Raw genomic sequence first — 20,390 nt, 5'->3', positions numbered from 1 at the left:
GGGGTATGCGCGGGTCTGACGGGACAGAGGACGAGCCTCTGTTCCGTCCGTACGCCGTCACCGGTGGGCGTTCCGAGCCGCGGTACCACATGGCGATGGAAACGCTCGTATCATCGGTGACCTTGATGAGCGACGAATACTCCCTGCTCACCCCTGAGCAGGAATCGATCATGATGTTGTGCCGTTCCGTACGATCGGTCGCGGAGATCTCGGCGTTGCTGCGGGTCCCGCTCGGCGTGGCCAGGGTGCTCATCGCCGACATGGCCGACGAGGGTCTGGTCCGGCTGCACATGCCGCAGCTCAGCCAGGGACAGCCAGACCTCAACCTGCTCGAAAGGGTGCTCAGTGGACTACGCAGGCTCTAGCCGTGGTCTGACCTCGACGAAGATCGTCGTCGCGGGTGGGTTCGGCGTGGGGAAGACGACCTTCGTCGGGGCCGTCTCGGAGATCCTTCCCCTGACGACCGAGGCCGTGATGACCGACGCCAGTGCGGGAATCGACGACCTCGGGCTCACACCGAACAAGACGACGACCACCGTCGCCATGGACTTCGGCCGCCTCTCGCTGGACCAGGACCTGATCCTGTACCTGTTCGGGACCCCCGGCCAGCACCGGTTCTGGTTCATGTGGGACGACCTCGTCCGGGGCGCCATCGGGGCCGTCGTGCTCGTGGACAGCCGCCGGCTGGCGGACTGCTTCCCGGCGATCGACTACTTCGAGGAGGCGCAGCTGCCCTTCCTGGTCGCGCTGAACGGCTGGGACGGCAGCTTCGTCCACACGGAGGACGAGGTCCGGGAGGCTCTGTCGCTCCCGCCGCACGTCCCCGTCGTGCGTACGGACGCGAGATCGAGGGACGCGGTCAAGTCGACGCTCATCAACCTGGTGGAGTACGTTCTGACGGTTCGTGCGGCGTACGGCCGGGCCCTCTGACGGGTTCTGGACGAGTTCCGCGCCACGGGCGCGGTTGGTTTTCGAGGGCGGCGCCTGACAAGGCGCCGCCCTCGTTCGTTCTCGGAGGAGTGACCTCCTTGCCGACGGGGCACAATTTGCTAATAAAGACAGCCTGATATTTGACCAATTAACGCCATACACCTCCCCCTTTAGGCTATTTGGGTACGGGTGTTCGGTTGGCCTCGCTGGTGTCGGTGTGCTGCAATTACCCTCGCCCGCGGGAAGTCTCTGGTGTCTCGTCTGTCACACTCGTGGAGAGGCTTCCCACCGCGCGCACATACGGCGAGAGGTTCGAAAGCCTGTGAGGACCAAAGACCCCCGGAGTGACCAGGGCCCGAGGACCGGAATTCCGGCTGAGCGCGAGCCTGGCGAGGGTAGCCGCTTCCGGTTACGGAACTGGCGTGTGCGGTCCCGGCTGGTCGCGCTGATCCTGGTCCCCACCCTGGCGGCGCTCCTGCTGGGCGGTCTCCGCGTGCTCACCTCGGTCAACACGGCCGCCGACTACCAGCGGGTCAACGACCTCGCGCGGCTCGTCGACTCCGTGGCCGTGCTCACCCACGAGCTTCAGACCGAACGGGACCGGGCGGCGTGGAACGCGGCCATCGGCCGGACCGACAAGGCCACCGCGACGGTGACCACCCAGATCGGCAAGGTGGACAGGGCGGCGGCGTCCGTCAGGCAGCTCGCCACCGATCTGCGGGCCAAGGTCGGAGGCCGCGCCGGCGACGAGATCGAGCACATCATCGGCAAGCTCGACAGCCTCGAGCCGCTCCGCGCCCAGGCCGTGCAGGGCAGCCTGCTGCCCGGCGCTGTGATCACCCAGTACACGCTCGTCGTCGACGACCTTCTGGCGTTGCAGGACGAGTTGGCCAAGGGCACGCAGGACGACCAGCTGGCCGCGATGTCGGTCACCCTGGCGGCTCTCGCCAAGGCCAAGGAGAACCTCTCCATCCAGCGGGGCCTGCTGACGACCGTCCTGCCGGTCCATCGGTTCGACCAGACGCAGCTGCAGGACTTCCTCGGTGCGGTGTCCGCCGAGAACAGCGAGCTGAACGCGTTCCGCAAGAGCGCGACGACACAGGAACGGGCCGACTTCGACAACACGGTCACCGGTAACAAGGTCGACCAGGCGGAGTTCCTCCGCACCCTCGTGCTCGACCGGGCCAACGCCGGCTTCTCGCTCGAGAACCTCGACTACACGGCCAAGGACGAGACCCGCGAGTGGTTCGACTCCGTGTCGGATCCCATCAACCGCATGCGGACCGTCGAGACCAAGCTGACCGCCTCGATCGTCGCCAGGAGCGCGACGCTGGGTGATGACGAGCAGCAGCGGGCGCTCATCGTCGGTGTCGCCGTGGCCGCGCTCCTGATCGCGGTCCTGCTCTTCACCACAGGCGTCGCGCGGTCGCTCGTCGGACCGCTGCGCCGCCTGCGCAGGGAGGCCCTGGAGATCGCCGGACGGCGTCTGCCCGACATGGTCCAGAAGCTGCGTGAGGCCGGTGAGGCGAGCGAGGCCCCGGCCATCGCCCCGATCGGCGTGGTCGCCCGCGACGAGATCGGTGAAGTCGCCCGGGCCTTCGACGAGGTCCACCGCGAAGCCGTACGACTGGCCGGTGACGAGGCCCGCCTGCGCAGCAACGTCAACTCGATGTTCGTCAACCTGTCGCGCCGCACGCAGACTCTGGTCGAGCGGCAGCTCTCGCTGATCGACGGCCTGGAGCAGGGCGAGCAGGACGAGGAGCGGCTCGGCAACCTGTTCAAGCTCGACCACCTGGCGACGCGCATGCGCCGCAACAGTGAGAACCTCCTGGTCCTCGCCGGTCAGGAACCCGCACGACGCTGGGGCCAGCCGGTCCCGGTCGTCGACGTGGTCCGCGCCTCGTTGTCGGAGGTCGAGAACTACGAGCGGGTGGACATCCAGGTGCAGTCCGGCGTGGCCGTGGTCGGACAGTCCGTCAACGACGTCGTCCACCTCGTCGCCGAGTTGGTCGAGAACGCGATCGCCTTCTCGTCGGGCGACACCAAGGTCACCGTCGCGAGCAATCTCATCGACGGCGGCGGCCTGATCATCTCGGTCAGCGACCTGGGCATCGGGATGTCGGGCGAGGAACTGGTCCAGGTGAACCACCGGCTCGCCAACCCGCCGGTCGTCGATGTCTCGGTCTCCCGCCGAATGGGCCTGTTCGTGGTCGGTCGCCTGGCGCTGCGTCACGGCATCCGGGTGCAGATGCGGACGCAGGAGTCCGGCGGCCTCACCGCCATGGTCCTGCTGCCCGAGTCGTTGCTGGCCGCCGCGGGTCCCGCGTACCCGGGCATGCCTCAGCCCGAGCTGACCAGCCCGATGCCCGCCCTTGGCGGCGGCAGCGGCGCCGGCCAGCTCGGCGCCCCGTCGTTGGGCGCGCCGGCGCTCGCCAGCCCCACCCCGTTCGAGGCGATGCCGCGGACGCCGGTGTTCGGAGCGGACGAGCCCAGTGTGGCCAGGAGCGGCGGTTTCGAGCGCGGGCCGTTCGAGACCTTCGCCCACGATCCGTTCGACCCCGCGCCGTTCCAGCGCGACAAAAAGGATGCGCTCCCGCGTGATCCCTTCGACCCCGCACCCTTCGAGCGTGGCCCGGAGCCGGATCCCTTCTCGCGCAACCCGCTCGACTCCGGCGCCTTCGACCGGGGCTCGTTCGAGCCGAACACCTTCGGGCAGGCCCGGGTCGGTGAGGCTCCCGTCGACACGCCGTGGCCGGGACACCTGCCTCCGCCGGGAAGCCAGTCGTGGCCGGGGCAGAAGCAGGAGAACGGCGGCTGGCCGGGACGGTCCGGCCGGGGTCCCCACCAGGGGGATGTCGACAACACGGGTCCGCTGCCGGTGGTGCGGAACTCGCCAATGGAGGCGGAGGAGGAGTTCTTGCCGATCTTCGCGGCTGTGGAGTCCGACTGGTTCAAGAAGGTTGACACGCAGGTCGAGAAGACGGACTCCGACGATCAGGCGGAGACCAAGGCGTGGTCGTCCCCTGCCGACGCCGGTTGGCAGGCGGCCAAGGCGGCCAGCGAGCCCGCGCTCGGAGGCGTGACCGCTTCGGGGCTGCCCAAGCGCGTGCCCAAGGCGAACCTGGTGCCCGGCTCGGCCACCGGCTCCGCTCCCGAGTCCGCAGTGGCTCCCGTGACCTCGCCACCACCCGCGCTGTCGCCCGATCGGGTGCGGAGCAGGCTTTCCAGCTTCCAGCAGGGAGTCCGGCAGGCGCGGGCGGCCAAGGGAAACGCGAATGAGGAAATGGGCTACCCCGGGGCGGTGCCACTGGGCGAGAACGGTGCCCACGGCACTGAGAAGGAGGACCGATGAGGGAAATGAGCCAGGCCGCACGCGGCATCAACTGGTTGATCACCGATTTCGTCAACAACGTGCCCGGAGTGGCGCACACCGTCGTGGTGTCGGCGGACGGATTGCCCTTGGCGTACTCCGACGGGTTTCCGAAGGACCGCGCGGATCAGCTGGCTGCGGTGGCCGCCGGCTTGATCAGCTTGACCCAGGGAGCCTCCCGGGTCTTCGAGGGCGGCCCGGTGACCCAGACGGTCGTCGAGATGCAGCGGGGCCTACTGTTGATCATGTCGATCAGTGACGGGTCCTGTCTCGCGGTGCTGGCCTCGGCCGACTCCGACATGGGTTTGGTGGCCTATCAGATGACGTTGCTGGTCGAGCGTGCGGGCCAGGTGCTGACGCCGGCGGTTCGCGCCGAGCTTCAGGCGTCTCATCCGAGGTGACGAGAAGTTCGAAGCGGTCGAGCCTAAGGCGGAAAGCGGCCTGAAAGCGAGGCGGCCAGGGGGGTCAGGGAGTTCCCGAGCGAACAGGTCAGGAGGACGTTGTGGCAGGCGGCGGCTGGAGCAACGAGCCATATCCGCCGGTGGACGACGCCCACCGGTACTACGGCGGCACGAACCCGGTTCCATCGGCTCCGCCCCCTGCGGCGGAGCGCAGCTCACTTGTACGCCCCTACGCGGTGACCGGGGGGCGGACGGCCCCCCGCCTCCAGCTCGCCATGGAGGCACTCGTGTCCTCCGCCACGTCGATTCACCAGGATCTGTCCATCCTCACCCCGGAGCGTCAGGCGATCAGCCAGCTCTGCCGTCAGGTGCGGTCGGTGGCGGAGATCTCCGCCCTGCTGCGGATGCCGCTGGGTGTGGTGCGTGTGGTGGTCGGGGACATGGCGGCGGAAGGGCTGGTGCACGTGCACCAGCCGCAGCTGGACGCGGGTAAGCCGGATCTGAACTTGCTGGAAAGGGTGCTCAGTGGACTTCGCAGGCTCTAGTCGTGGGCTGACTTCGACGAAGATCGTTGTTGCCGGTGGTTTCGGTGTGGGCAAGACGACCTTCGTCGGAGCGGTGTCGGAGATCGTCCCGCTGACGACCGAGGCGGTGATGACCGACGCCTCGGCGGGCATCGACGATGTCGGATTGACGCCGCACAAGACCACGACGACGGTGGCGATGGACTTCGGCCGTGTGTCGCTGGACCAGGATTTGATCCTGTATCTGTTCGGAACACCCGGTCAGCACCGGTTCTGGTTCATGTGGGACGACCTGGTCCGTGGGGCGATCGGCGCCGTGGTGCTGGTGGACACGCGGCGGCTGGCCGACAGTTTTCCCGCGGTCGACTATTTCGAAGAGGCCCAGTTGCCGTTCGTCGTGGGCCTCAACGGCTTCGGCGGTCACCACCCGCACAGTGAGAACGAGGTGCGCGAGGCGCTCTCCCTCTCGTCGCACGTCCCGGTCGTCCGGACCGACGCCCGCGACCGGGACTCGGTCAAGGGCACGCTCATCACGCTCGTCGAGCACGCGCTGACCATGCGGGTCGCCGTCCCCGACGGGAACCGCGCGTAGTCGTCAGCCGACGTCCGGGCCGAGAGCGCCCGTGGCTGGGCACGACGTCCCCGGCTCACCTCCCGGGGGCGCCGGAGTATAGGCGATCTTGTCCGCTATTGTTCCCGCCATGACTAGCGTTTCGGGCCCACTTTCGGATGCTCCCGCCGTCGGGACCCCGCCGCGGGAGATCGCAGGTGGCCCGTCATTTGAGGGCTCGGGGCAGCGCCGCCTGAGAGCGGTGGCCGTGTGGCTGCCCGCCCTCGCCGCCCTCGCGATCGGCGGGTGGGGGATCACCGTTCCCTCCCTGTGGCGAGACGAGTCCGTAAGCGCAGTCGTCGCTCGTTCGCCGTTGTCGTACATGCGGCAGTTGATGGGCGACATCGACGCCGTCCACGCCCTTTACTATCTGCTTCTGCGACCGTTCGCCGCTTTCGGAGGATCCGAGTTCCTGCTGCGCCTTCCGTCGCTGATCGCGTTCGCCGGTACCGCGTATGGGATCGCCGTGCTGGGCCGCCGGCTTGTCGGGCCGATGGCAGGGTTGTACGGCGGCCTCCTCTACGCGCTCCTCCCCATGGCGAGCCGATACGCCCAGGAGGTCAGGAGTTACGCGATCGTCAGCTTCGTCGCCGTACTTGCGACATGGCTGCTGATCGACGCGCTGGACAGCCCCTCGAGGCGGCGGTATGTCGTATATGCGGTGAGTGTTGTCCTGCTCGGATGGTTCCACCTCTACGCTCTGCTGCTGATCGGCGTCCATGCCGTCGCCGTATGGACGGCCCGGCCCCGCCGCGTCCTGCCCTGGGTCCTCGCCGTCGCAGGTGCCGGGATCGCACTCGTGCCGCTCGTGGTCGTGGCCTCGGGCCAGCGCGAGACGCAGTTGTTCTGGCTCCATCCGCCGAATTTCGAGGACCTGACCGCGTTCCTGGAGGAGATCGCCGGAAACACCGCGGCCGCTGTGGTCCTGTTCTCACTGGTGGCCTGTGGTGTGTGGTGGTCTCGCCGGATCCCGATCGTGGCCCTATGGGCGTTCGCTCCGATTCTGGCGTCGTTCCTGATCTCGCAGGTGTATCCGGTCTACGACCCGCGCTACGTGCTGTTCGTGGTCCCGGCCATCGCGCTGCTCGCGGGGATCGGCGTGCATGGGGTCACCACGTCGCTCCGTGGGCACATCGCCGTCCCGATCATCGCTTTCGTGCTGGTCGGGGCGTTGACCTTCAGCGCTCACGTGGCGATCAGGGAACCGGCGGGCCGCCCGGACGACTTGCGGTCACTGTCCGCGGTGCTGGGTGCGGAGCAGCGGCCAGGTGACGGCGTCCTGTTCGCGCCGCTGCGGTACCGCTTGTTCGTGACCGTGTACGGGGAGCCCTTCCGGAACCTGATCGATCTGACCAACGCGCCCGGGACATACGAGCCGCGGACGGCTGATCAGTTCACGGCGGCGGCCGCCAGCGTGGATCGGGTGTGGCTGGTCGCACCCCCTGCCGGGCCGAGGAACATCGGGGACCCGCGTTTTGTCGAGCTCCGCCGCGACTTCAAGTTCGTGTCGAACAGATCGTTCGGCTATACCCGTCTAGCCCTATACGTCAGAAACAACCGCTGACTCCGGAGGCGCGTTCCTGCTCCTGACTGCTCGCCGGCGCGCGATTCTCCTCCGCACAGGCCGCATCAGACCGTGTCGGCTCCCGTCCAAGGCGCCTGCGGCCGATGATGTGATCGCGGCGGCTCGGGCGCGCAGGCCGTCTGGACGGATAGGCTGGGGGACGCGACGCTTAGTCCACCGACTGTTCACTTGCTTCGAGGCTGGCCAATCACGTGTTCGAGACCCTTTCCGACCGGCTGACTTCGGTCTTCTCCTCCCTTCGGTCCAAAGGCAGGCTTTCCGACGCCGACATCGACGCGACCTGCCGCGAGATTCGCATCGCGCTGCTCGAGGCGGACGTCGCTCTGGCGGTCGTCAAGGACTTCGTGGCGCGGATCAAGGAGCGAGCCCGCGGAGCCGAGGTCTCCCAGGCGCTGAACCCCGCCCAGCAGGTCGTGAAGATCGTCAACGACGAGCTGATCGAGATCCTCGGCGGCGAGACACGGCGGTTGCGCTACGCCAAGACGCCGCCCACCGTCGTGATGCTCGCCGGCCTCCAGGGCTCGGGTAAGACGACCCTCGCGGGCAAGCTGGCCAAGTGGCTGCGGGACCAGGGGCACGCTCCTCTGCTCGTCGCCTGTGACCTCCAGCGTCCCAACGCGGTTCAGCAGTTGTCGGTCATGGCCGAGCGGGCCGAGGTGGCCGTCTTCGCGCCCGAGCCGGGCAACGGAGTCGGGGACCCGGTCGAGGTCGCCAGGCAGTCGATCGAGCACGCCAGGCGTCAGCAGCACGACGTGGTCATCGTCGACACCGCAGGACGGCTTGGCATCGACCAGGAGCTGATGCGGCAGGCCGCCGACATCAGGGATGCGATCAGCCCCGACGAGGTGCTGTTCGTGGTCGACGCGATGATCGGTCAGGACGCCGTCAGCACCGCCCAGGCGTTCATGGACGGGGTCGGCTTCGACGGGGTCGTCCTCACCAAGCTCGACGGCGACGCCCGCGGCGGCGCCGCCCTGTCCGTCCGGCACGTCACCGGCCGCCCGATCATGTTCGCGTCGACCGGTGAGAAGCTCGCCGACTTCGACGCGTTCCACCCGGACCGCATGGCGGGCCGGATCCTCGACATGGGTGACATCCTCACCCTGATCGAGCAGGCGCAGAAGACGTTCGACGAGCAGGAAGCCGCCAAGATGGCGGAGAAGCTCGTCTCCGGGGACGGTTTCACGCTCGACGACTTCCTCGAGCAGATGATGATGGTCCGCAAGATGGGCCCCATCAAGAACCTCCTCGGCATGATGCCCGGAATGGGGCAGATGCGGGACCAGCTCAACCAGGTCGACGACCGTGACCTGGACCGCATCGCCGCGATCATCCGCTCGATGACCCCCGGCGAGCGTGCGGAGCCGAAGCTGATCAACGGCTCGCGCCGCGCCCGCATCGCGAAGGGCTCCGGCGTGACCGTCACCGAGGTGAGCGGCCTCGTGGTCCGCTTCTTCGAGGCGCAGAAGATGATGAAGCGGATGAGCCAGGGCATGGGCATCCCGGGCCTTCCGGGAGGTCGCAACAAGGCGCAGAAAGCGCAGAAGGCCAAGAAGGGCCGCCGGGTGAGCGGTGACCCACGCAAGGCGGGCCAGCCCAAGTCCGGAGCGGGAGCCGGCGCCGGGGCGGAGGAGACGGCCCAGCCTCGAGGCGGCGGCGTGCTCGGCAATCTGCAGCTTCCGCCCGGGTTCGACCCGTCCAAGTTCAAGCTGCCCGGCCAGTAGCGGGCGCCTCTCCGGCCCCCGATCCGCGTCCGAGGGCGGGCCGGAAGCGTCCCGATCACGAATTCTTCGACGTCACATCGGCCGCGATTGGCCGAGCACCCGCACGCGTCTGGCAGAATGTCTAGCTGGAACATCGTGACTTGGCGGGTGCCCTCTCACCCCCGCCTGTCGCGTCTGTCCCTCGGGCGGGCTCCCATCGTGCCCCACTCGATGAGACACCGCTCACCCACGCTCTAATGCAGGAGAGACCACACCCGTGGCAGTCAAGATCAAGCTCAAGCGGCTCGGCATGATCCGCAACCCGCAGTACCGCATCGTCGTCGCCGACAGCCGGACCAAGCGTGACGGCCGGGCGATCGAGGAGATCGGTCTGTACCACCCGAAGGAGAACCCCTCGCGCATCGAGGTGAACTCCGAGCGGGCGCAGTACTGGCTGGGCGTCGGCGCGCAGCCGACCGACCCGGTCCTCAAGCTCTTCAAGCTGACCGGCGACTGGCAGAAGTTCAAGGGCGAGGCCGCTCCGGCGCCGCTCCTGGTCGCCGAGCCGAAGGCCGACCGTCACGCCGCCTACGAGGCCGCGGCAAAGGAGACGCTGTCCAGCGACACCGGCGCCGCCACCACGCCGAAGAAGGCAAAGAAGCCGGCCAAGGCCGAAGAGACCACTGAGGCGCCCGCCGCCGAGGAGAAGCCGGAAGGCGGGTCCTGAGGTGCTCGAGGAAGCCCTCGAGCATCTGGTGAAGGGCATCGTCGAGCATCCCGACGAAGTCCGGGTCCGAGCCCGGCGCATCCGCACCGGGCGCGTCCTCGAGGTTCGGGTACATCCCGAGGACCTCGGCAAGGTCATCGGCCGCGGGGGCCGTACGGCGAAGGCGCTGCGCACCGTGGTGACCGCCCTGGCCGACGGCAAGTACGTCCGGGTCGACCTGGTCGATCTGGACGAGGCCCGCTGAGTAGAACCGTACGGCCGGGGGACCCTCACACAGGGGGTCCCCCGGTTCGTTTTCCGGGGCCGTGACGACGTCGCGACCGAGGTTTCACAGACGTTCGGAGGAAGGCGACAAGTGCAGCTAGTCGTGGGCAGGATCGGCCGGCCGCACGGAGTGCGGGGCGAGGTCACGGTCGAGGTGCGCACCGACGACCCCGATCTGCGTTTCGCCCCCGGTACGGCTCTCGCCACCGATCCCGCGAGCCGTGGGCCGCTCGTCGTCGAGCGGGTTCGCTGGAACGCGGGCATCCTGCTGCTCGCCGTCGCCGGCGTGCGCGACAGGGACGCGGCCGAGTCGCTGCGCGGCACGTTATTGGTGGTCGACTCCGCCGACATCCCCGCGCTGGACGATCCGGACGAGTTCCACGACCACGAGCTCATCGGCCTCTCCGTGGTGACGACCGACGGGGTGAACGTGGGCGAGGTCGCCGAGGTCCTCCACCACGGCCAGGACCTGCTGGTGGTGCGCCGTCCGGACCGGGACGAGGTCTACGTGCCGTTCGTCAAGGCCCTCGTGCCCGAGATCGACCTCGAGAAGGGCCTGCTCGTCGTGGACGCCCCACAGGGCCTGTTCGATCTGGGCGAGGCGGAGTAGGAGGCCGGGACCGTGCGCGTCGACATCATCTCGATCTTTCCGGAGTACTTCGCACCGCTTGACGTCTCGCTCGTGGGCAAGGCCCGTGAGCGCGGCACCCTCGACATCCGGCTCCACCAGCTCCGCGACTGGACCCGGGACGTTCACAAGACCGTCGACGACACTCCGTACGGCGGCGGCCCCGGCATGGTGATGAAGCCGGAGATCTGGGGCGAGGCGATCGACGCCGTGGTCGAGCAGGGCCGGCCGGAGGCCGACCCGGCCGCGCTGCCGCGGATGATCGTGCCGACGCCGAGCGGCCGGCCGTTCACCCAGGAAGTGGCGCTGGACTACGCCAAGGAGCCCTGGCTGCTGTTCACCCCCGCCCGCTACGAGGGCATCGACTCCCGCGTCATGGCCGAGTACGGCTCCCGCCTGCGGGTCGACGAGGTCAGCATCGGCGACTACGTCCTGGCGGGGGGAGAGGCCGCCGTGCTCGTCATCGTGGAGGCCGTCGGCCGCCTGCTGCCGGGGGTCCTGGGCAACGCGTGCTCGGTCGCGGACGACTCCTTCGCCCCCGGGGCGATGGCCAACCTGCTGGAAGGCCCCGTCTACACCAAGCCGCCCGTGTGGCGCGGCCACGAGGTGCCGGAGATCCTTCTGTCGGGCCACCACGGCAAGATCGCCCGGTGGCGCCGTGACGAGGCGTTCCGCCGTACCTCGGACAAGCGGCCGGAGCTCCTCGCGAGACTCGACTCCGACGCCCTGGACGCACACGACAGGCGGGTTCTGGAAGAGCTGGAACGGAAGGCTTCCGGCGACGCGTTTCGCACGGGGCCGGAAGATATGGCAAACTGAATCGCTGCTGCCGATTTTCGTTGTGGCGGCGTGATCCGGGCGAGGCCCGGTCCACAAGCAGTACGTAGCAAGCAGTACGTAGCAAGTCAGACGTATCAAGCCAAGCGTGCGTGTCCCCCTCGCTGCCGACCTTCCCGGATCGGCCGGGCGGACCTCCGCGCGCCCATGTCAAGAGGAACCAGCTGCCATGCACACGCAGATCCAGGAGCTCGAGAAGGCCGCTCTCCGGAGCGACGTACCGGCGTTCCGCCCCGGTGACACGCTGGAGGTCCACGTCCGCGTCGTCGAGGGCAACCGGTCCCGTATCCAGGTGTTCAAGGGATTCGTCCTGCGCCGCCAGGGCGGTGGCGCCCGTGAGACGTTCACCGTGCGTAAGGTCAGCTACGGCGTCGGCGTCGAGCGCACCTTCCCGGTCCACAGCCCGGTGATCGAGAAGATCACCGTGGTCACCCGCGGCGACGTCCGCAGGGCGAAGCTTTACTACATGCGCGACCTGCGCGGCAAGGCCGCCCGCATCCGCGAGAAGCGCGACGCGCTGCCCGCCAAGTAGACCAGGCGATGACGATGGCCCGTGCCAGGTGGCGCGGGCCATTTTCTTTTTGCCGGTGATGCCGAGTCCCCTGCGGTGGCTGCCAGGGACATCATTTAGGCTCAGCAGGGTTGACTAACGAGGGGCAGGGGTTCGAAGTGCACCTGCCTGCCGAGGACGGGGTGGACGTGGTCGCGGAAGACACCCAGCAGGCCGCCAAGGGCGGCGAGGGGAAGAAGGGCTCTTTCTGGCGGGAGTTGCCCGTCCTGATCGTGGTCGCGCTACTTCTCGCGCTGCTCATCAAGTCGTTCGTGGTGCAGGCCTTCTACATCCCCTCCGAATCGATGGAGGACACCCTTCTCAAGAACGACAGGGTGCTCGTCAACAAGCTCGTCTACCACGTCCGCGACATCGAGCGCGGCGACGTCGTGGTGTTCAGCGGGGTGGACTCCTGGGATCCCGAGGTCCAGCTGGAGGAGCCGTCGAACCCCGTGGCGGCGTTCTTCCGCTGGGTCGGCACGGCGTTCGGCGTCGTCCCGGGTGAGAAGGACTACATCAAGCGGGTGATCGGCGTCCCCGGCGACACGGTCAAGTGCTGTGACGCCAAGGGCCGCATCACGGTCAACGGCACCGCGATCGACGAGCAGGGCTACCTCTATCCGGGCGACCAGCCCTCTCAGAGCGACTTCGAGGTGACGGTGCCTCCGGACCGCCTCTGGGTGATGGGCGACCACCGGTCGGTCTCCCTCGACTCCCGGTCGCACGTCGGCGACCCCGGCGGCGGGACCATCCCGATCGACAAGGTGATCGGGCGGGCGTTCGTGATCGTCTGGCCGTTCGACCGGGCGAAGATCCTGCCGATCCCCGACACCTTCTCCCAGCCCGCCCTCCAGGCCGCGGCCGGCGCCGCGCCCCTGGCCGCGGGGTTCGTCGGAGCGGTGCCGCTGGTCCTGCTGCGCCGTCGCTTCACCAGGCGATAGCCGGCACGCCATGGCCGAAGAGAAGGATCCTCCGGCCGCGAAACGCTCGGGAACCCGCGAGTCGATCCTGTTCCTGCTGGGCGGTGTCGCCGTGGCCGTGCTCGTCCACATGTTCGCGCTGCAGTCGTTCTACATCCCGTCCGAGTCCATGGAGAACACCCTCCTCGTCAACGACCGTGTGCTGGTGAACAAGCTCGCCTACCGGTTCGGCGACGTGGAACGCGGTGACATCGTCGTCTTCAAGGGCTGGACGGGTGAGGACACCATCAAGCGGGTGATCGCCAAGGGCGGGGACACCGTGAAGTGTTGCGACGCGCGCAACCGGATCACGGTCAACGGCACCCCGCTCGATGAACAGGGCGGTTACGTGTATCCCGGCGCCTCTCCCTCGGATCGGCCTTTCGACGTGACCGTGCCCGCGGGCCGACTCTGGCTGATGGGCGATCATCGCGACGACTCTCAGGACTCCCGGGCGTTCATCACCGACGGTCATGAGGGGACGATCTCGGAGGGCGACGTGATCGGCCGGGCCTTCGTCCTCTACTGGCCGTTTTCCCGGGGGACCTTCCTGTCTCCTCCAGCGACTTTCTCGGCGATTCGCTGAGCCGACCTGCGGCTGCTCCGATCGAGTCCGCTCTCGCCGTATCGTGACGCCCGAATGGAGCGTAATCTGCTTGTCGTCATGACAGCTGCGTATCGCCCGCGTCCCAGTGTCGTACGGCGGGATTCGGGACTCTACGGCTACGAGCGTGCTCTCGCCCGACGAGGGCTCACGCCGGTCGCCGGAGTGGACGAGGCCGGGCGGGGAGCCTGCGCCGGGCCGCTGGTGGTCGCCGCCGTCGTGCTGGGCCGAGATATCGATGGCCTGACCGACTCCAAACTCCTGGCCGAGCCGGTACGTGAACGCCTGTACGATCAAGTGCTCGCCTCGGCCAAGGCCGTGAGCGTCGTGGTGATACCTCCGGAGGAGATCGACACGCGCGGCCTGCACAAGTGCAACATCGCGGGCATGCGCAGGGCCGTGGCCGGTTTGGAGCTCGACCTCGGGTACGTGCTGATCGACGGTTTCCCCGTCCCCGGCCTCCCTGTACCGTCGCTCGCGGTGTGGAAAGGTGATCAGGTCGCGGCCTGTGTGGCTGCCGCGTCGATCGTGGCCAAGGTGACCAGGGATCGCATGATGCACGCTCTGGACGGCGTCCACCCCGAGTACGGCTTCGCGGAGCACAAGGGGTACGTCACTCCCGCTCATCGGCGGGCTTTGGGCGTACACGGACCGACCGCGCATCATCGGTTCTCGTTCGTGACGGTGGCGAGGGTGACTCGTGGCTCGCCGCTCCGGGATGCGAGCCCGTGGGCCAGGCAGGATGGGGACATGCGCGAGAATGAGGTAGGGGCCGGTGTCGTCTGAAAGGGCGATCTCGACGGGGAGTGGAAGAGGAGGACCGGGATGAGCGCGGAGGATCTCGAGAAATACGAGACCGAGATGGAGTTGCAGCTCTACCGGGAGTACCGCGACGTGGTCGGGCTGTTCACCTACGTCGTCGAGACCGAGCGGCGCTTCTACCTGACCAACTCCGTGGATCTCGACGTCCGTACGGCTGAGAACGGGGATGTCTTCTTCGACGTGAAGATGCAGGACGCCTGGGTCTGGGACATGTACCGCCCGGCCAGGTTCGTCAAGAACGTCCGGGTCGTCACCTTCAAGGACGTCAACGTCGAAGAACTGGCCAAGCCCGATCTCGAGATGCCCAAGGAGGGCTTCTCCAACTGACGTCCCCGCTCACGCTGGTTTTCCACAGAGCGGGGTTCGGCGGCCTCCGGCCATGGCCGTTCGCCGCAGGCTTCTGCCATGCGTCGAGCCCCAGCCGCCGGCTTCTTGATCGTCTTTGATCCGCTGGTCTCCTGTGCCGTCGCGGCTCTGCCCTTGGTCATGGCTCTGCTGGGCGTCCTGGCTGTGATCACTGGCGGGCTGGTCACTGGCGGGCTGGTCACCGTCGGGCTGGTCACCGTCGGGGTGGTGGGCGTCCCGCAGCCTGCGGCCGCCGAGGCCGACCCGTCCGGCTGGCGATGGCCGGTGGGAGGCGGGCGTGCCGTGACCAGGCACTTCGACCCTCCGGCTCAGCCCTGGCTCGCCGGGCATCGGGGGGTCGACGTCGCGGCGCGGCCGGGCACCGAGGTCCGTGCCGCCGGGGCCGGGACCGTCGGATTCGCCGGATCAGTCGGCGGCAGGGGCGCCGTCACGATCGTCCATCCGGGTGGCCTGCGGACCACCTACCTGCCGATCCGTCCCACGGTGCGGCCGGGCCACGCCGTCGCGGCGGGGGAGGTGATCGGCGTCCTGGAGGACGTGACGGGCCACTGCCGGGAGGCATGCCTGCATTGGGGGCTTCTACGGGGAGAGATCTACCTCGATCCGCTCCTCCTGTTCGGCGCCGGCCAGGTGCGCCTGTTGCCGCGATGGGGAGACGTCCCGGCCTCCCGGCCCGCTCCTCGAGTCTGGATGCACGTGCCCCCTCGCGCCGCCGAGCGGCCATGGCCGCCGTCAGGCCTGCCAGATCGTCATGCAGGGGTCCTGCGGTCGGTCGCCGCGTCGGGCTGGCCGGGCGGTCGTATGGCGGCTACGAGGGTGGCCGCCGAGTCGGGCCTGCGAGGTTCTGACGTGGTGCCGGCGGGGACGGCGGCCGCCTTTCTGGCCGGACTCCTGGTCATGCGCCGAGCTGTACGCCGAACCGTGCGCCGAGCCCCCGGGCGGGAATCCCTGTCGTCGGACGGCCTGATCGCAGGAGCGGTCAGGCCCGGGGGTGAGCCTGGCGGTAGGCGGTTCTGAGCCGCTCGATCGAGACGTGGGTGTAGACCTGGGTGGTGGCCAGAGAGGCGTGGCCGAGCATCTCCTGGACGCTACGCAGGTCCGCGCCGCCTTCCAGCATGTGCGTCGCGGCCGTGTGGCGGAGCCCGTGCGGGCCCATGTCCGTGCTCTCGGCCCGGTTCAGGCGGGCGTGCACCACCCGCCGCACGGTGCCCTGATCGATGCGGCCTCCCCTGACGCCGAGGAACAGAGCGGGGCTGGTGCCTTCGCGGATCCACAACGGACGGCCCCGGACGCACCAGGCGTCGAGGGCATGGAGCGCCGGGAGCCCGAAAGGCACCGTGCGCTCCTTGCGTCCCTTGCCCATCACCCGCAGGGTCGTGCGCTCGCGGTCGACGTCGTCCACGTCGAGGCCGCACAGTTCGCTCACGCGGACGCCCGTGGCGTACAGCACCTCCATGATCGCCCGATCGCGCAGGTCCTTGGGGTCGCCGGGCCCGTCGAGGGCGAGCACGGCCTCGGCCTCGGCCTGGTCGAGGACGGCGGGCAACGATCGGGTCGACTTCGCGGTGCCCAGGAGCAACCCGGGGTCGACGGCCAGCCAGCCCCGCCGATGGCAGAAGGCCGTGAAGACCCGGGCGCAGGCGGTGCGGCGGGCGAGCGTCGCGCGGGAACGGCCCGCCTGATGCTGGTCGCCGAGCCATTCCCGCAGGGCGGTGACGTCCAGGGTGGCGAGGGTTTCATGACCGGCGGCGCGCAGGTGGCCCAGAAGCGACGTGACGTCCCCGATGTACGCCCGCACCGTGTGCGGAGAAAGATCCCTCTCCAGGCGCAGATGACGCTCGAACAGGGTCAGGACGGCCTCCGCCGTCTCCCCGGAGCCGTGGACCACGATGTCGCCGGTCATGACCTCCATGCTAACGAGCGTGATCTCCCCGGCCCCGGAGATCGGCCTGCCGCCGCAGCCGCCATCCACGATCGACCGGCTCGACGAAACCGGCCGCGGCGAGGCCGCCGAGACACCCGATCGCCGTAGTGAGGTCGACTCCGGCCTCGACGGCGATCACGGCGGTGCCCGCGCCTCCGCGCGCGGGCACGGCCTCGAGCACGCGCCGGGTCTCGTCGTTCAGTTCGTCGCGCGGCAGGGACGGGCCGCGACGCTCAGGCGCGAGGTCGGCGCCCAGCGAGCCGACAAGATCGATCACCTCGTCGCTCGAGGTCACGCACACCGCCTTGCCCGAACGGATCAACATGTGGCATCCCTCGGACGTCGCGGCAGTGATCGGCCCGGGCACGGCCATCAGATGCCTGTTCAGCCCGGCCGCGTGCGTTGCGGTGTTGAGCGCGCCGCTGCGGAGGGCCGCCTGCACGACGATCGTGCCGCGCGACAGCGCGGCGATCACCCGGTTCCTGACCAGGAAACGCGGCCGCGTTGGATGGGCGCCGGGTGGCCACTCGCTGACGACCACCCCCTGGGATCGGACCACGCGGAAGAGGTCCTCGTGGGCGCGGGGATAACACTGGTCGACTCCGCAGGCCAGCGTGGCCACCGTGGGCGAGCCGCCCCCGAGGGCCCCGCGATGTGCCGCAGCATCGATGCCGTAGGCGCCGCCGCTCACGACCGTCCACCCGCGGCCGCTGAGCTCCGACGCGAGTTGGGCGGCCACCTGGACGCCATAGGGCGTCGCGGCCCTCGCACCGACGATCGCGACCGACCGCAGGCAGGCGAAGCGCAGGTTCGCCCGGCCGTTCACCCACAACCCGAAGGGCCGGGCATCACCGAGATCGTCCAGCTGGGTGGGCCACTCGGAATCGCCGGGAATGACCAGCCGGGCTCCGCGCTCCCGCCCCATCGTCAGATCGGCGTCCGGGTCGGTGAAGCGGGCGGCCCAGGCCGCGACCAGTCGAGCCAGATCCGGCCGCCGCCCCGATCGGTCGGCCCTCTCCGTCTCCTTCGCGGCGAAATCCGGATCCAGCGACCCTCGGCAGGCTTGCTCCAGCGCTCGCTGAGGCCCGCACCAGGCGATCAGGCGGCCCATGACCGGATCGCCCGCTTCGGCCATCCGCATGAGCGCGACCCTCGCCGTTCGCTCGTCCTCGCGCGTCTCGGTGTCGGGTGGCGTCTCCATCACTCCGCCCCCAGCCACATCCCCAGCGCCGCCGACGTCTCGGCCTCACCGGGGCGGTCCCTGCCCTCGAGGTCGGCGAGCGTCCAGGCGACGCGCAGGATTCGGTCGAGCCCGCGCGTGCTGAGCGTGCCGTTGTCGAGCCCTCGATGCAGGGGAGCGAGCGCGCCGCCCGGCAGCCGGAACTCGTGGTGCAGCGCCGCCGACGACACTTCAGCGTTGGTCTGCCACGGCGTGCCCGCCAGACGTTTCGCGGCGCGTTCGCGGGCGAGGAGCACACGTTCGGCCACCACGGCGCTGGACTCGGCGAACCGCCGGTCGGCGAGCAACTCGGCCCGGGTCGCCCGCCCGACCCTGATCTTCACGTCGACACGGTCCAGCAAGGGGCCGGACAGCCGGGCGAGATAACGCCGCCGCATGGTCGGCGTGCAGTCGCACGCGTTTTCCGGCGAGCCGTTCCGTCCGCACGGGCAGGGATTAGCGGCCAGGACCAGCATGAAACGCGCGGGGAAGGTGACCGTGCTCATCGCCCGGGAGATCGTCACCGTGCCCGATTCGAGGGGCTGCCGGAGCGAGTCGAGCACCCCCGATCCGAATTCGGGGGCCTCGTCGAGAAAAAGCACCCCCCGGTGCGAGAGCGACACCGCGCCGGGCCGTACCAGGCCGCCCGCGCCGCCGCCGACGACGGCCGCCACGGTCGCCGTGTGGTGCGGCGCCATGAAGGGGGGCCGGGTGAGCAGCGGGCGGCCGCGGGGGAGAGTGCCCGCGACCGAGTGGATCGCGGTGACCTCCAGGGCCTGGTCCTGGGGGAGCGCGGGCAGTAGCGTCGGCAGCCGCTCCGCGAGCATCGTCTTGCCGGTGCCCGCGGGACCGAGCATCCACAGGTTGTGCCCTCCCGCCGCGCACACCTCCAGCGCCTTGCGGCCCATGGGCTGGCCCGCGACGTCGCGCAGGTCGACCTCCGGGGCGCCGTAGGGCCGGCAATCGGAGGGCGTTCCGCCGCGACGGCCCCGGACGGCCCCGCCGGCTCTTCCACGGGCCCCTCCGGCGGTCGTCTCGGGGCCGCCGGTCACGGGCGGTTCGTCGGCGTCCAGGGAGGCGGCGTCGGCGACGATCGCCAGACTGTGGAGGTCGCCTGAGCGGAGCCAGCCCACCAGTTCGGACAGGGTGGCGACCGGCACCACGGTCAGGCCGGGCACCAGGGACGCCTCGGCCGCGTTGAGCGAGGGCACCACGACGGTGCGTGCCCCCGCCTCCACCGCGGACAACACGGCGGGCAGCACGCCTCTGACCGGCCGCACGCGGCCGTCCAGCCCGAGCTCGCCGAGGAACACCGGTTCGGCGACCCTCTGGGCCGGGACTGCGCCCGCCGCGCCGAGGACCGCGATCGCGATGGCCAGGTCGAAGCTCGACCCCCGCTTCGGGAGGCTCGCGGGGAACAGGCTGACCGTCACCCGCGCGTCCGGCCATTTGAAGCGGCTGTTGATCAACGCGGAGCGGACCCGCCCGCGGGACTCGCTGATCGCGGTGTCCAGGAGGCCGATGAAGTGTGTGCCGACCGCTCCGGGGCCCACGTCGGCCTCGACCTCGATCATGTGCCCGGTCACGCCCACCAGGGCGACGCATCGTGTCTTCGCCACGGTCATCTCAGATCACCCCGCGCTCGTGACGGAGGGAGAAGTCGCCCGCGAACCGCTCCAGGGCGATCACGTCGACCCGCACCGAGTCGAACCGCTCCGTCTGGGTCGCCAGCCACAGCCGCGCCAGCGAGCGAAGCCGCATCAGCTTGTCGTGTGTGACCGCCTCGAACGCCGTGCCGTGGCGCCGGCTCGAACGGGTCTTCACCTCGACGACGACCATCGCGCTCCCGTCGCGCGCGACGATGTCGATCTCTCCCTCGGGACAGCGCCAGTTGCGCGCCAGGACGCTCATGCCCCGCGCCACCAGAAAGTCCGCGGCGAGCTGCTCGCCGTATCTGCCCAGCTGATCTTTCGCGGCCAATGGGACCACCTCCGGCCCCAGACCTTCCTGCCGGCGGCCCAGGCAGGGAGGAGCCGAACCGGATTCTGTGGATACGACCCTTCATCCACAGGCACGCGGACTCGGCGACGACATCGGCATGAGGGCGTGCGAGCATGACGCCTATGGCGATCAACGTCCAGGGCGGGTCACTAGGGGCGCGCCGGCGGTGGTGCTGCTCGCCCGCCTGGCGTCCGGCGTCGGCCATGGGTGAAATGGGGAGAAGCCCCGGCTCATCCCGGACATGGGCCGAACCAGGGCGCTGGGCGACCCGCGGCCGGAGGAACTGCTCTCGTTGTGGTCATGCGGCGCTTCTGGCTGTGGACAGATCTGTGGGTAACCGGGGAAGGCTGTGGACGACGCCGGGGA

Annotated in this window: 22 protein-coding genes; 18 read left to right on the top strand and 4 right to left on the bottom strand. The window is 69.3% G+C overall.

Going from position 1 to position 20,390, the window contains the following annotated elements; all coding sequences use genetic code 11:
- Nucleotides 1-5: 5 nt before the first annotated feature.
- The 18 genes from Pph01_RS17595 to Pph01_RS17510 all read left to right on the top strand — a co-directional run bounded on the left by Pph01_RS17595 (nt 6) and on the right by Pph01_RS17510 (nt 15,897).
- Nucleotides 6-365 (top strand): DUF742 domain-containing protein, encoded by a 360-nt coding sequence (locus Pph01_RS17595; RefSeq protein WP_203887681.1) that lies wholly within the window; start codon nt 6-8, stop codon nt 363-365.
- Nucleotides 346-930: a GTP-binding protein gene (locus Pph01_RS17590; RefSeq protein WP_373315676.1), complete on the top strand. Its 585-nt coding sequence runs from the start codon at nt 346-348 to the stop codon at nt 928-930. Before Pph01_RS17595 ends, Pph01_RS17590 begins: the two co-directional genes overlap by 20 nt.
- 424 nt (nt 931-1,354) lie before the next feature.
- Nucleotides 1,355-4,282 (top strand): sensor histidine kinase, encoded by a 2,928-nt coding sequence (locus Pph01_RS42795; protein WP_239116782.1) that lies wholly within the window; start codon nt 1,355-1,357, stop codon nt 4,280-4,282.
- Nucleotides 4,279-4,701, top strand: coding sequence for a roadblock/LC7 domain-containing protein (locus Pph01_RS17580; protein ID WP_275412841.1), 423 nt, complete (start codon nt 4,279-4,281; stop codon nt 4,699-4,701). Before Pph01_RS42795 ends, Pph01_RS17580 begins: the two co-directional genes overlap by 4 nt.
- A gap of 101 nt (nt 4,702-4,802) precedes the next feature.
- Nucleotides 4,803-5,246: a DUF742 domain-containing protein gene (locus Pph01_RS17575; RefSeq protein ID WP_239116781.1), complete on the top strand. Its 444-nt coding sequence runs from the start codon at nt 4,803-4,805 to the stop codon at nt 5,244-5,246.
- Nucleotides 5,247-5,253: 7 nt separating this feature from the next.
- A complete protein-coding gene (locus tag Pph01_RS17570; RefSeq protein ID WP_204074200.1) occupies nt 5,254-5,817 on the top strand; it encodes a GTP-binding protein in 564 nt (187 codons plus the stop codon).
- A 109-nt stretch (nt 5,818-5,926) separates the two neighbouring features.
- Entirely contained in the window at nt 5,927-7,399 is a 1,473-nt protein-coding gene (locus tag Pph01_RS17565; RefSeq protein WP_204074176.1) for a glycosyltransferase family 39 protein, read from the top strand.
- A gap of 212 nt (nt 7,400-7,611) precedes the next feature.
- Complete coding sequence (ffh, locus tag Pph01_RS17560) at nt 7,612-9,144, top strand: signal recognition particle protein (protein ID WP_204074175.1); 1,533 nt, start codon at nt 7,612-7,614, stop codon at nt 9,142-9,144.
- A 256-nt stretch (nt 9,145-9,400) separates the two neighbouring features.
- The gene (gene rpsP / locus Pph01_RS17555; protein ID WP_204074174.1) at nt 9,401-9,850 is read left to right on the top strand and encodes a 30S ribosomal protein S16; all 450 of its coding nucleotides are present in this window, start codon (nt 9,401-9,403) and stop codon (nt 9,848-9,850) included.
- Nucleotide 9,851: 1 nt separating this feature from the next.
- Nucleotides 9,852-10,094, top strand: a complete 243-nt coding sequence (locus tag Pph01_RS17550) for an RNA-binding protein (protein ID WP_203973398.1) — start codon at nt 9,852-9,854, stop codon at nt 10,092-10,094.
- Between the two features lie 111 nt (nt 10,095-10,205).
- On the top strand, nt 10,206-10,724 hold the full coding sequence (rimM, locus tag Pph01_RS17545) for a ribosome maturation factor RimM (RefSeq protein WP_204074173.1): 519 nt from the start codon (nt 10,206-10,208) through the stop codon (nt 10,722-10,724).
- A 12-nt stretch (nt 10,725-10,736) separates the two neighbouring features.
- Complete coding sequence (gene trmD / locus Pph01_RS17540; protein WP_204074172.1) at nt 10,737-11,561, top strand: tRNA (guanosine(37)-N1)-methyltransferase TrmD; 825 nt, start codon at nt 10,737-10,739, stop codon at nt 11,559-11,561.
- A gap of 187 nt (nt 11,562-11,748) precedes the next feature.
- Nucleotides 11,749-12,111 carry a 50S ribosomal protein L19 gene (gene rplS / locus Pph01_RS17535; protein WP_203973395.1) on the top strand — a complete coding sequence of 121 codons (363 nt, stop codon included), beginning with the start codon at nt 11,749-11,751 and terminating at the stop codon, nt 12,109-12,111.
- A gap of 110 nt (nt 12,112-12,221) precedes the next feature.
- The gene (gene lepB / locus Pph01_RS17530) at nt 12,222-13,070 is read left to right on the top strand and encodes a signal peptidase I (RefSeq protein WP_373315675.1); all 849 of its coding nucleotides are present in this window, start codon (nt 12,222-12,224) and stop codon (nt 13,068-13,070) included.
- A gap of 10 nt (nt 13,071-13,080) precedes the next feature.
- Complete coding sequence (gene lepB / locus Pph01_RS17525) at nt 13,081-13,674, top strand: signal peptidase I (RefSeq protein WP_204074171.1); 594 nt, start codon at nt 13,081-13,083, stop codon at nt 13,672-13,674.
- A gap of 78 nt (nt 13,675-13,752) precedes the next feature.
- On the top strand, nt 13,753-14,478 hold the full coding sequence (locus Pph01_RS17520; protein WP_204074170.1) for a ribonuclease HII: 726 nt from the start codon (nt 13,753-13,755) through the stop codon (nt 14,476-14,478).
- A 39-nt stretch (nt 14,479-14,517) separates the two neighbouring features.
- Nucleotides 14,518-14,841 carry a DUF2469 domain-containing protein gene (locus tag Pph01_RS17515; protein ID WP_012888569.1) on the top strand — a complete coding sequence of 108 codons (324 nt, stop codon included), beginning with the start codon at nt 14,518-14,520 and terminating at the stop codon, nt 14,839-14,841.
- A 78-nt stretch (nt 14,842-14,919) separates the two neighbouring features.
- On the top strand, nt 14,920-15,897 hold the full coding sequence (locus Pph01_RS17510; protein ID WP_239116780.1) for a murein hydrolase activator EnvC family protein: 978 nt from the start codon (nt 14,920-14,922) through the stop codon (nt 15,895-15,897).
- On the opposite strand, the gene Pph01_RS17505 is transcribed toward Pph01_RS17510, so the two are convergent.
- Genes Pph01_RS17505 through Pph01_RS17490 form a run of 4 tightly spaced genes read right to left on the bottom strand, consistent with a single transcriptional unit; the run spans nt 15,860 to nt 20,003 of the window.
- Nucleotides 15,860-16,783 (bottom strand): tyrosine recombinase XerC, encoded by a 924-nt coding sequence (locus Pph01_RS17505; RefSeq protein ID WP_239116779.1) that lies wholly within the window; start codon nt 16,781-16,783, stop codon nt 15,860-15,862. The two genes, Pph01_RS17510 and Pph01_RS17505, sit on opposite strands and share 38 nt — an antisense overlap.
- Nucleotides 16,784-16,793: 10 nt before the next feature.
- A complete protein-coding gene (dprA, locus tag Pph01_RS17500; RefSeq protein ID WP_239116778.1) occupies nt 16,794-18,005 on the bottom strand; it encodes a DNA-processing protein DprA in 1,212 nt (403 codons plus the stop codon).
- Complete coding sequence (locus Pph01_RS17495; RefSeq protein ID WP_204074168.1) at nt 18,005-19,648, bottom strand: YifB family Mg chelatase-like AAA ATPase; 1,644 nt, start codon at nt 19,646-19,648, stop codon at nt 18,005-18,007. Before Pph01_RS17495 ends, dprA begins: the two co-directional genes overlap by 1 nt.
- Before the next feature lies 1 nt (nt 19,649).
- Complete coding sequence (locus Pph01_RS17490) at nt 19,650-20,003, bottom strand: YraN family protein (protein WP_239116777.1); 354 nt, start codon at nt 20,001-20,003, stop codon at nt 19,650-19,652.
- Nucleotides 20,004-20,390 lie beyond the last annotated feature (387 nt).

Origin of the sequence: Planotetraspora phitsanulokensis, from assembly GCF_016863295.1 — a bacterium.
GTDB lineage: Bacteria > Actinomycetota > Actinomycetes > Streptosporangiales > Streptosporangiaceae > Planotetraspora > Planotetraspora phitsanulokensis.
This window is presented reverse-complemented; position numbering and strand designations above follow the sequence as displayed.

Bases quoted from the DNA above. Each gene is read 5' to 3' on its own strand.
- Pph01_RS17595 (WP_203887681.1), top strand. From the start codon at position 6: ATGCGCGGGTCTGACGGGACAGAGGACGAGCCTCTGTTCCGTCCGTAC.
- Pph01_RS17580 (WP_275412841.1), top strand. From the start codon at position 4,279: ATGAGGGAAATGAGCCAGGCCGCACGCGGCATCAACTGGTTGATCACC.
- Pph01_RS17565 (WP_204074176.1), top strand. From the start codon at position 5,927: ATGACTAGCGTTTCGGGCCCACTTTCGGATGCTCCCGCCGTCGGGACC.
- rplS (WP_203973395.1), top strand. From the start codon at position 11,749: ATGCACACGCAGATCCAGGAGCTCGAGAAGGCCGCTCTCCGGAGCGAC.
- lepB (WP_204074171.1), top strand. From the start codon at position 13,081: ATGGCCGAAGAGAAGGATCCTCCGGCCGCGAAACGCTCGGGAACCCGC.
- Pph01_RS17520 (WP_204074170.1), top strand. From the start codon at position 13,753: ATGACAGCTGCGTATCGCCCGCGTCCCAGTGTCGTACGGCGGGATTCG.
- Pph01_RS17515 (WP_012888569.1), top strand. From the start codon at position 14,518: ATGAGCGCGGAGGATCTCGAGAAATACGAGACCGAGATGGAGTTGCAG.
- Pph01_RS17510 (WP_239116780.1), top strand. From the start codon at position 14,920: ATGCGTCGAGCCCCAGCCGCCGGCTTCTTGATCGTCTTTGATCCGCTG.
- Pph01_RS17505 (WP_239116779.1), bottom strand. From the start codon at position 16,783: ATGACCGGCGACATCGTGGTCCACGGCTCCGGGGAGACGGCGGAGGCC.
- dprA (WP_239116778.1), bottom strand. From the start codon at position 18,005: ATGGAGACGCCACCCGACACCGAGACGCGCGAGGACGAGCGAACGGCG.
- Pph01_RS17495 (WP_204074168.1), bottom strand. From the start codon at position 19,648: ATGACCGTGGCGAAGACACGATGCGTCGCCCTGGTGGGCGTGACCGGG.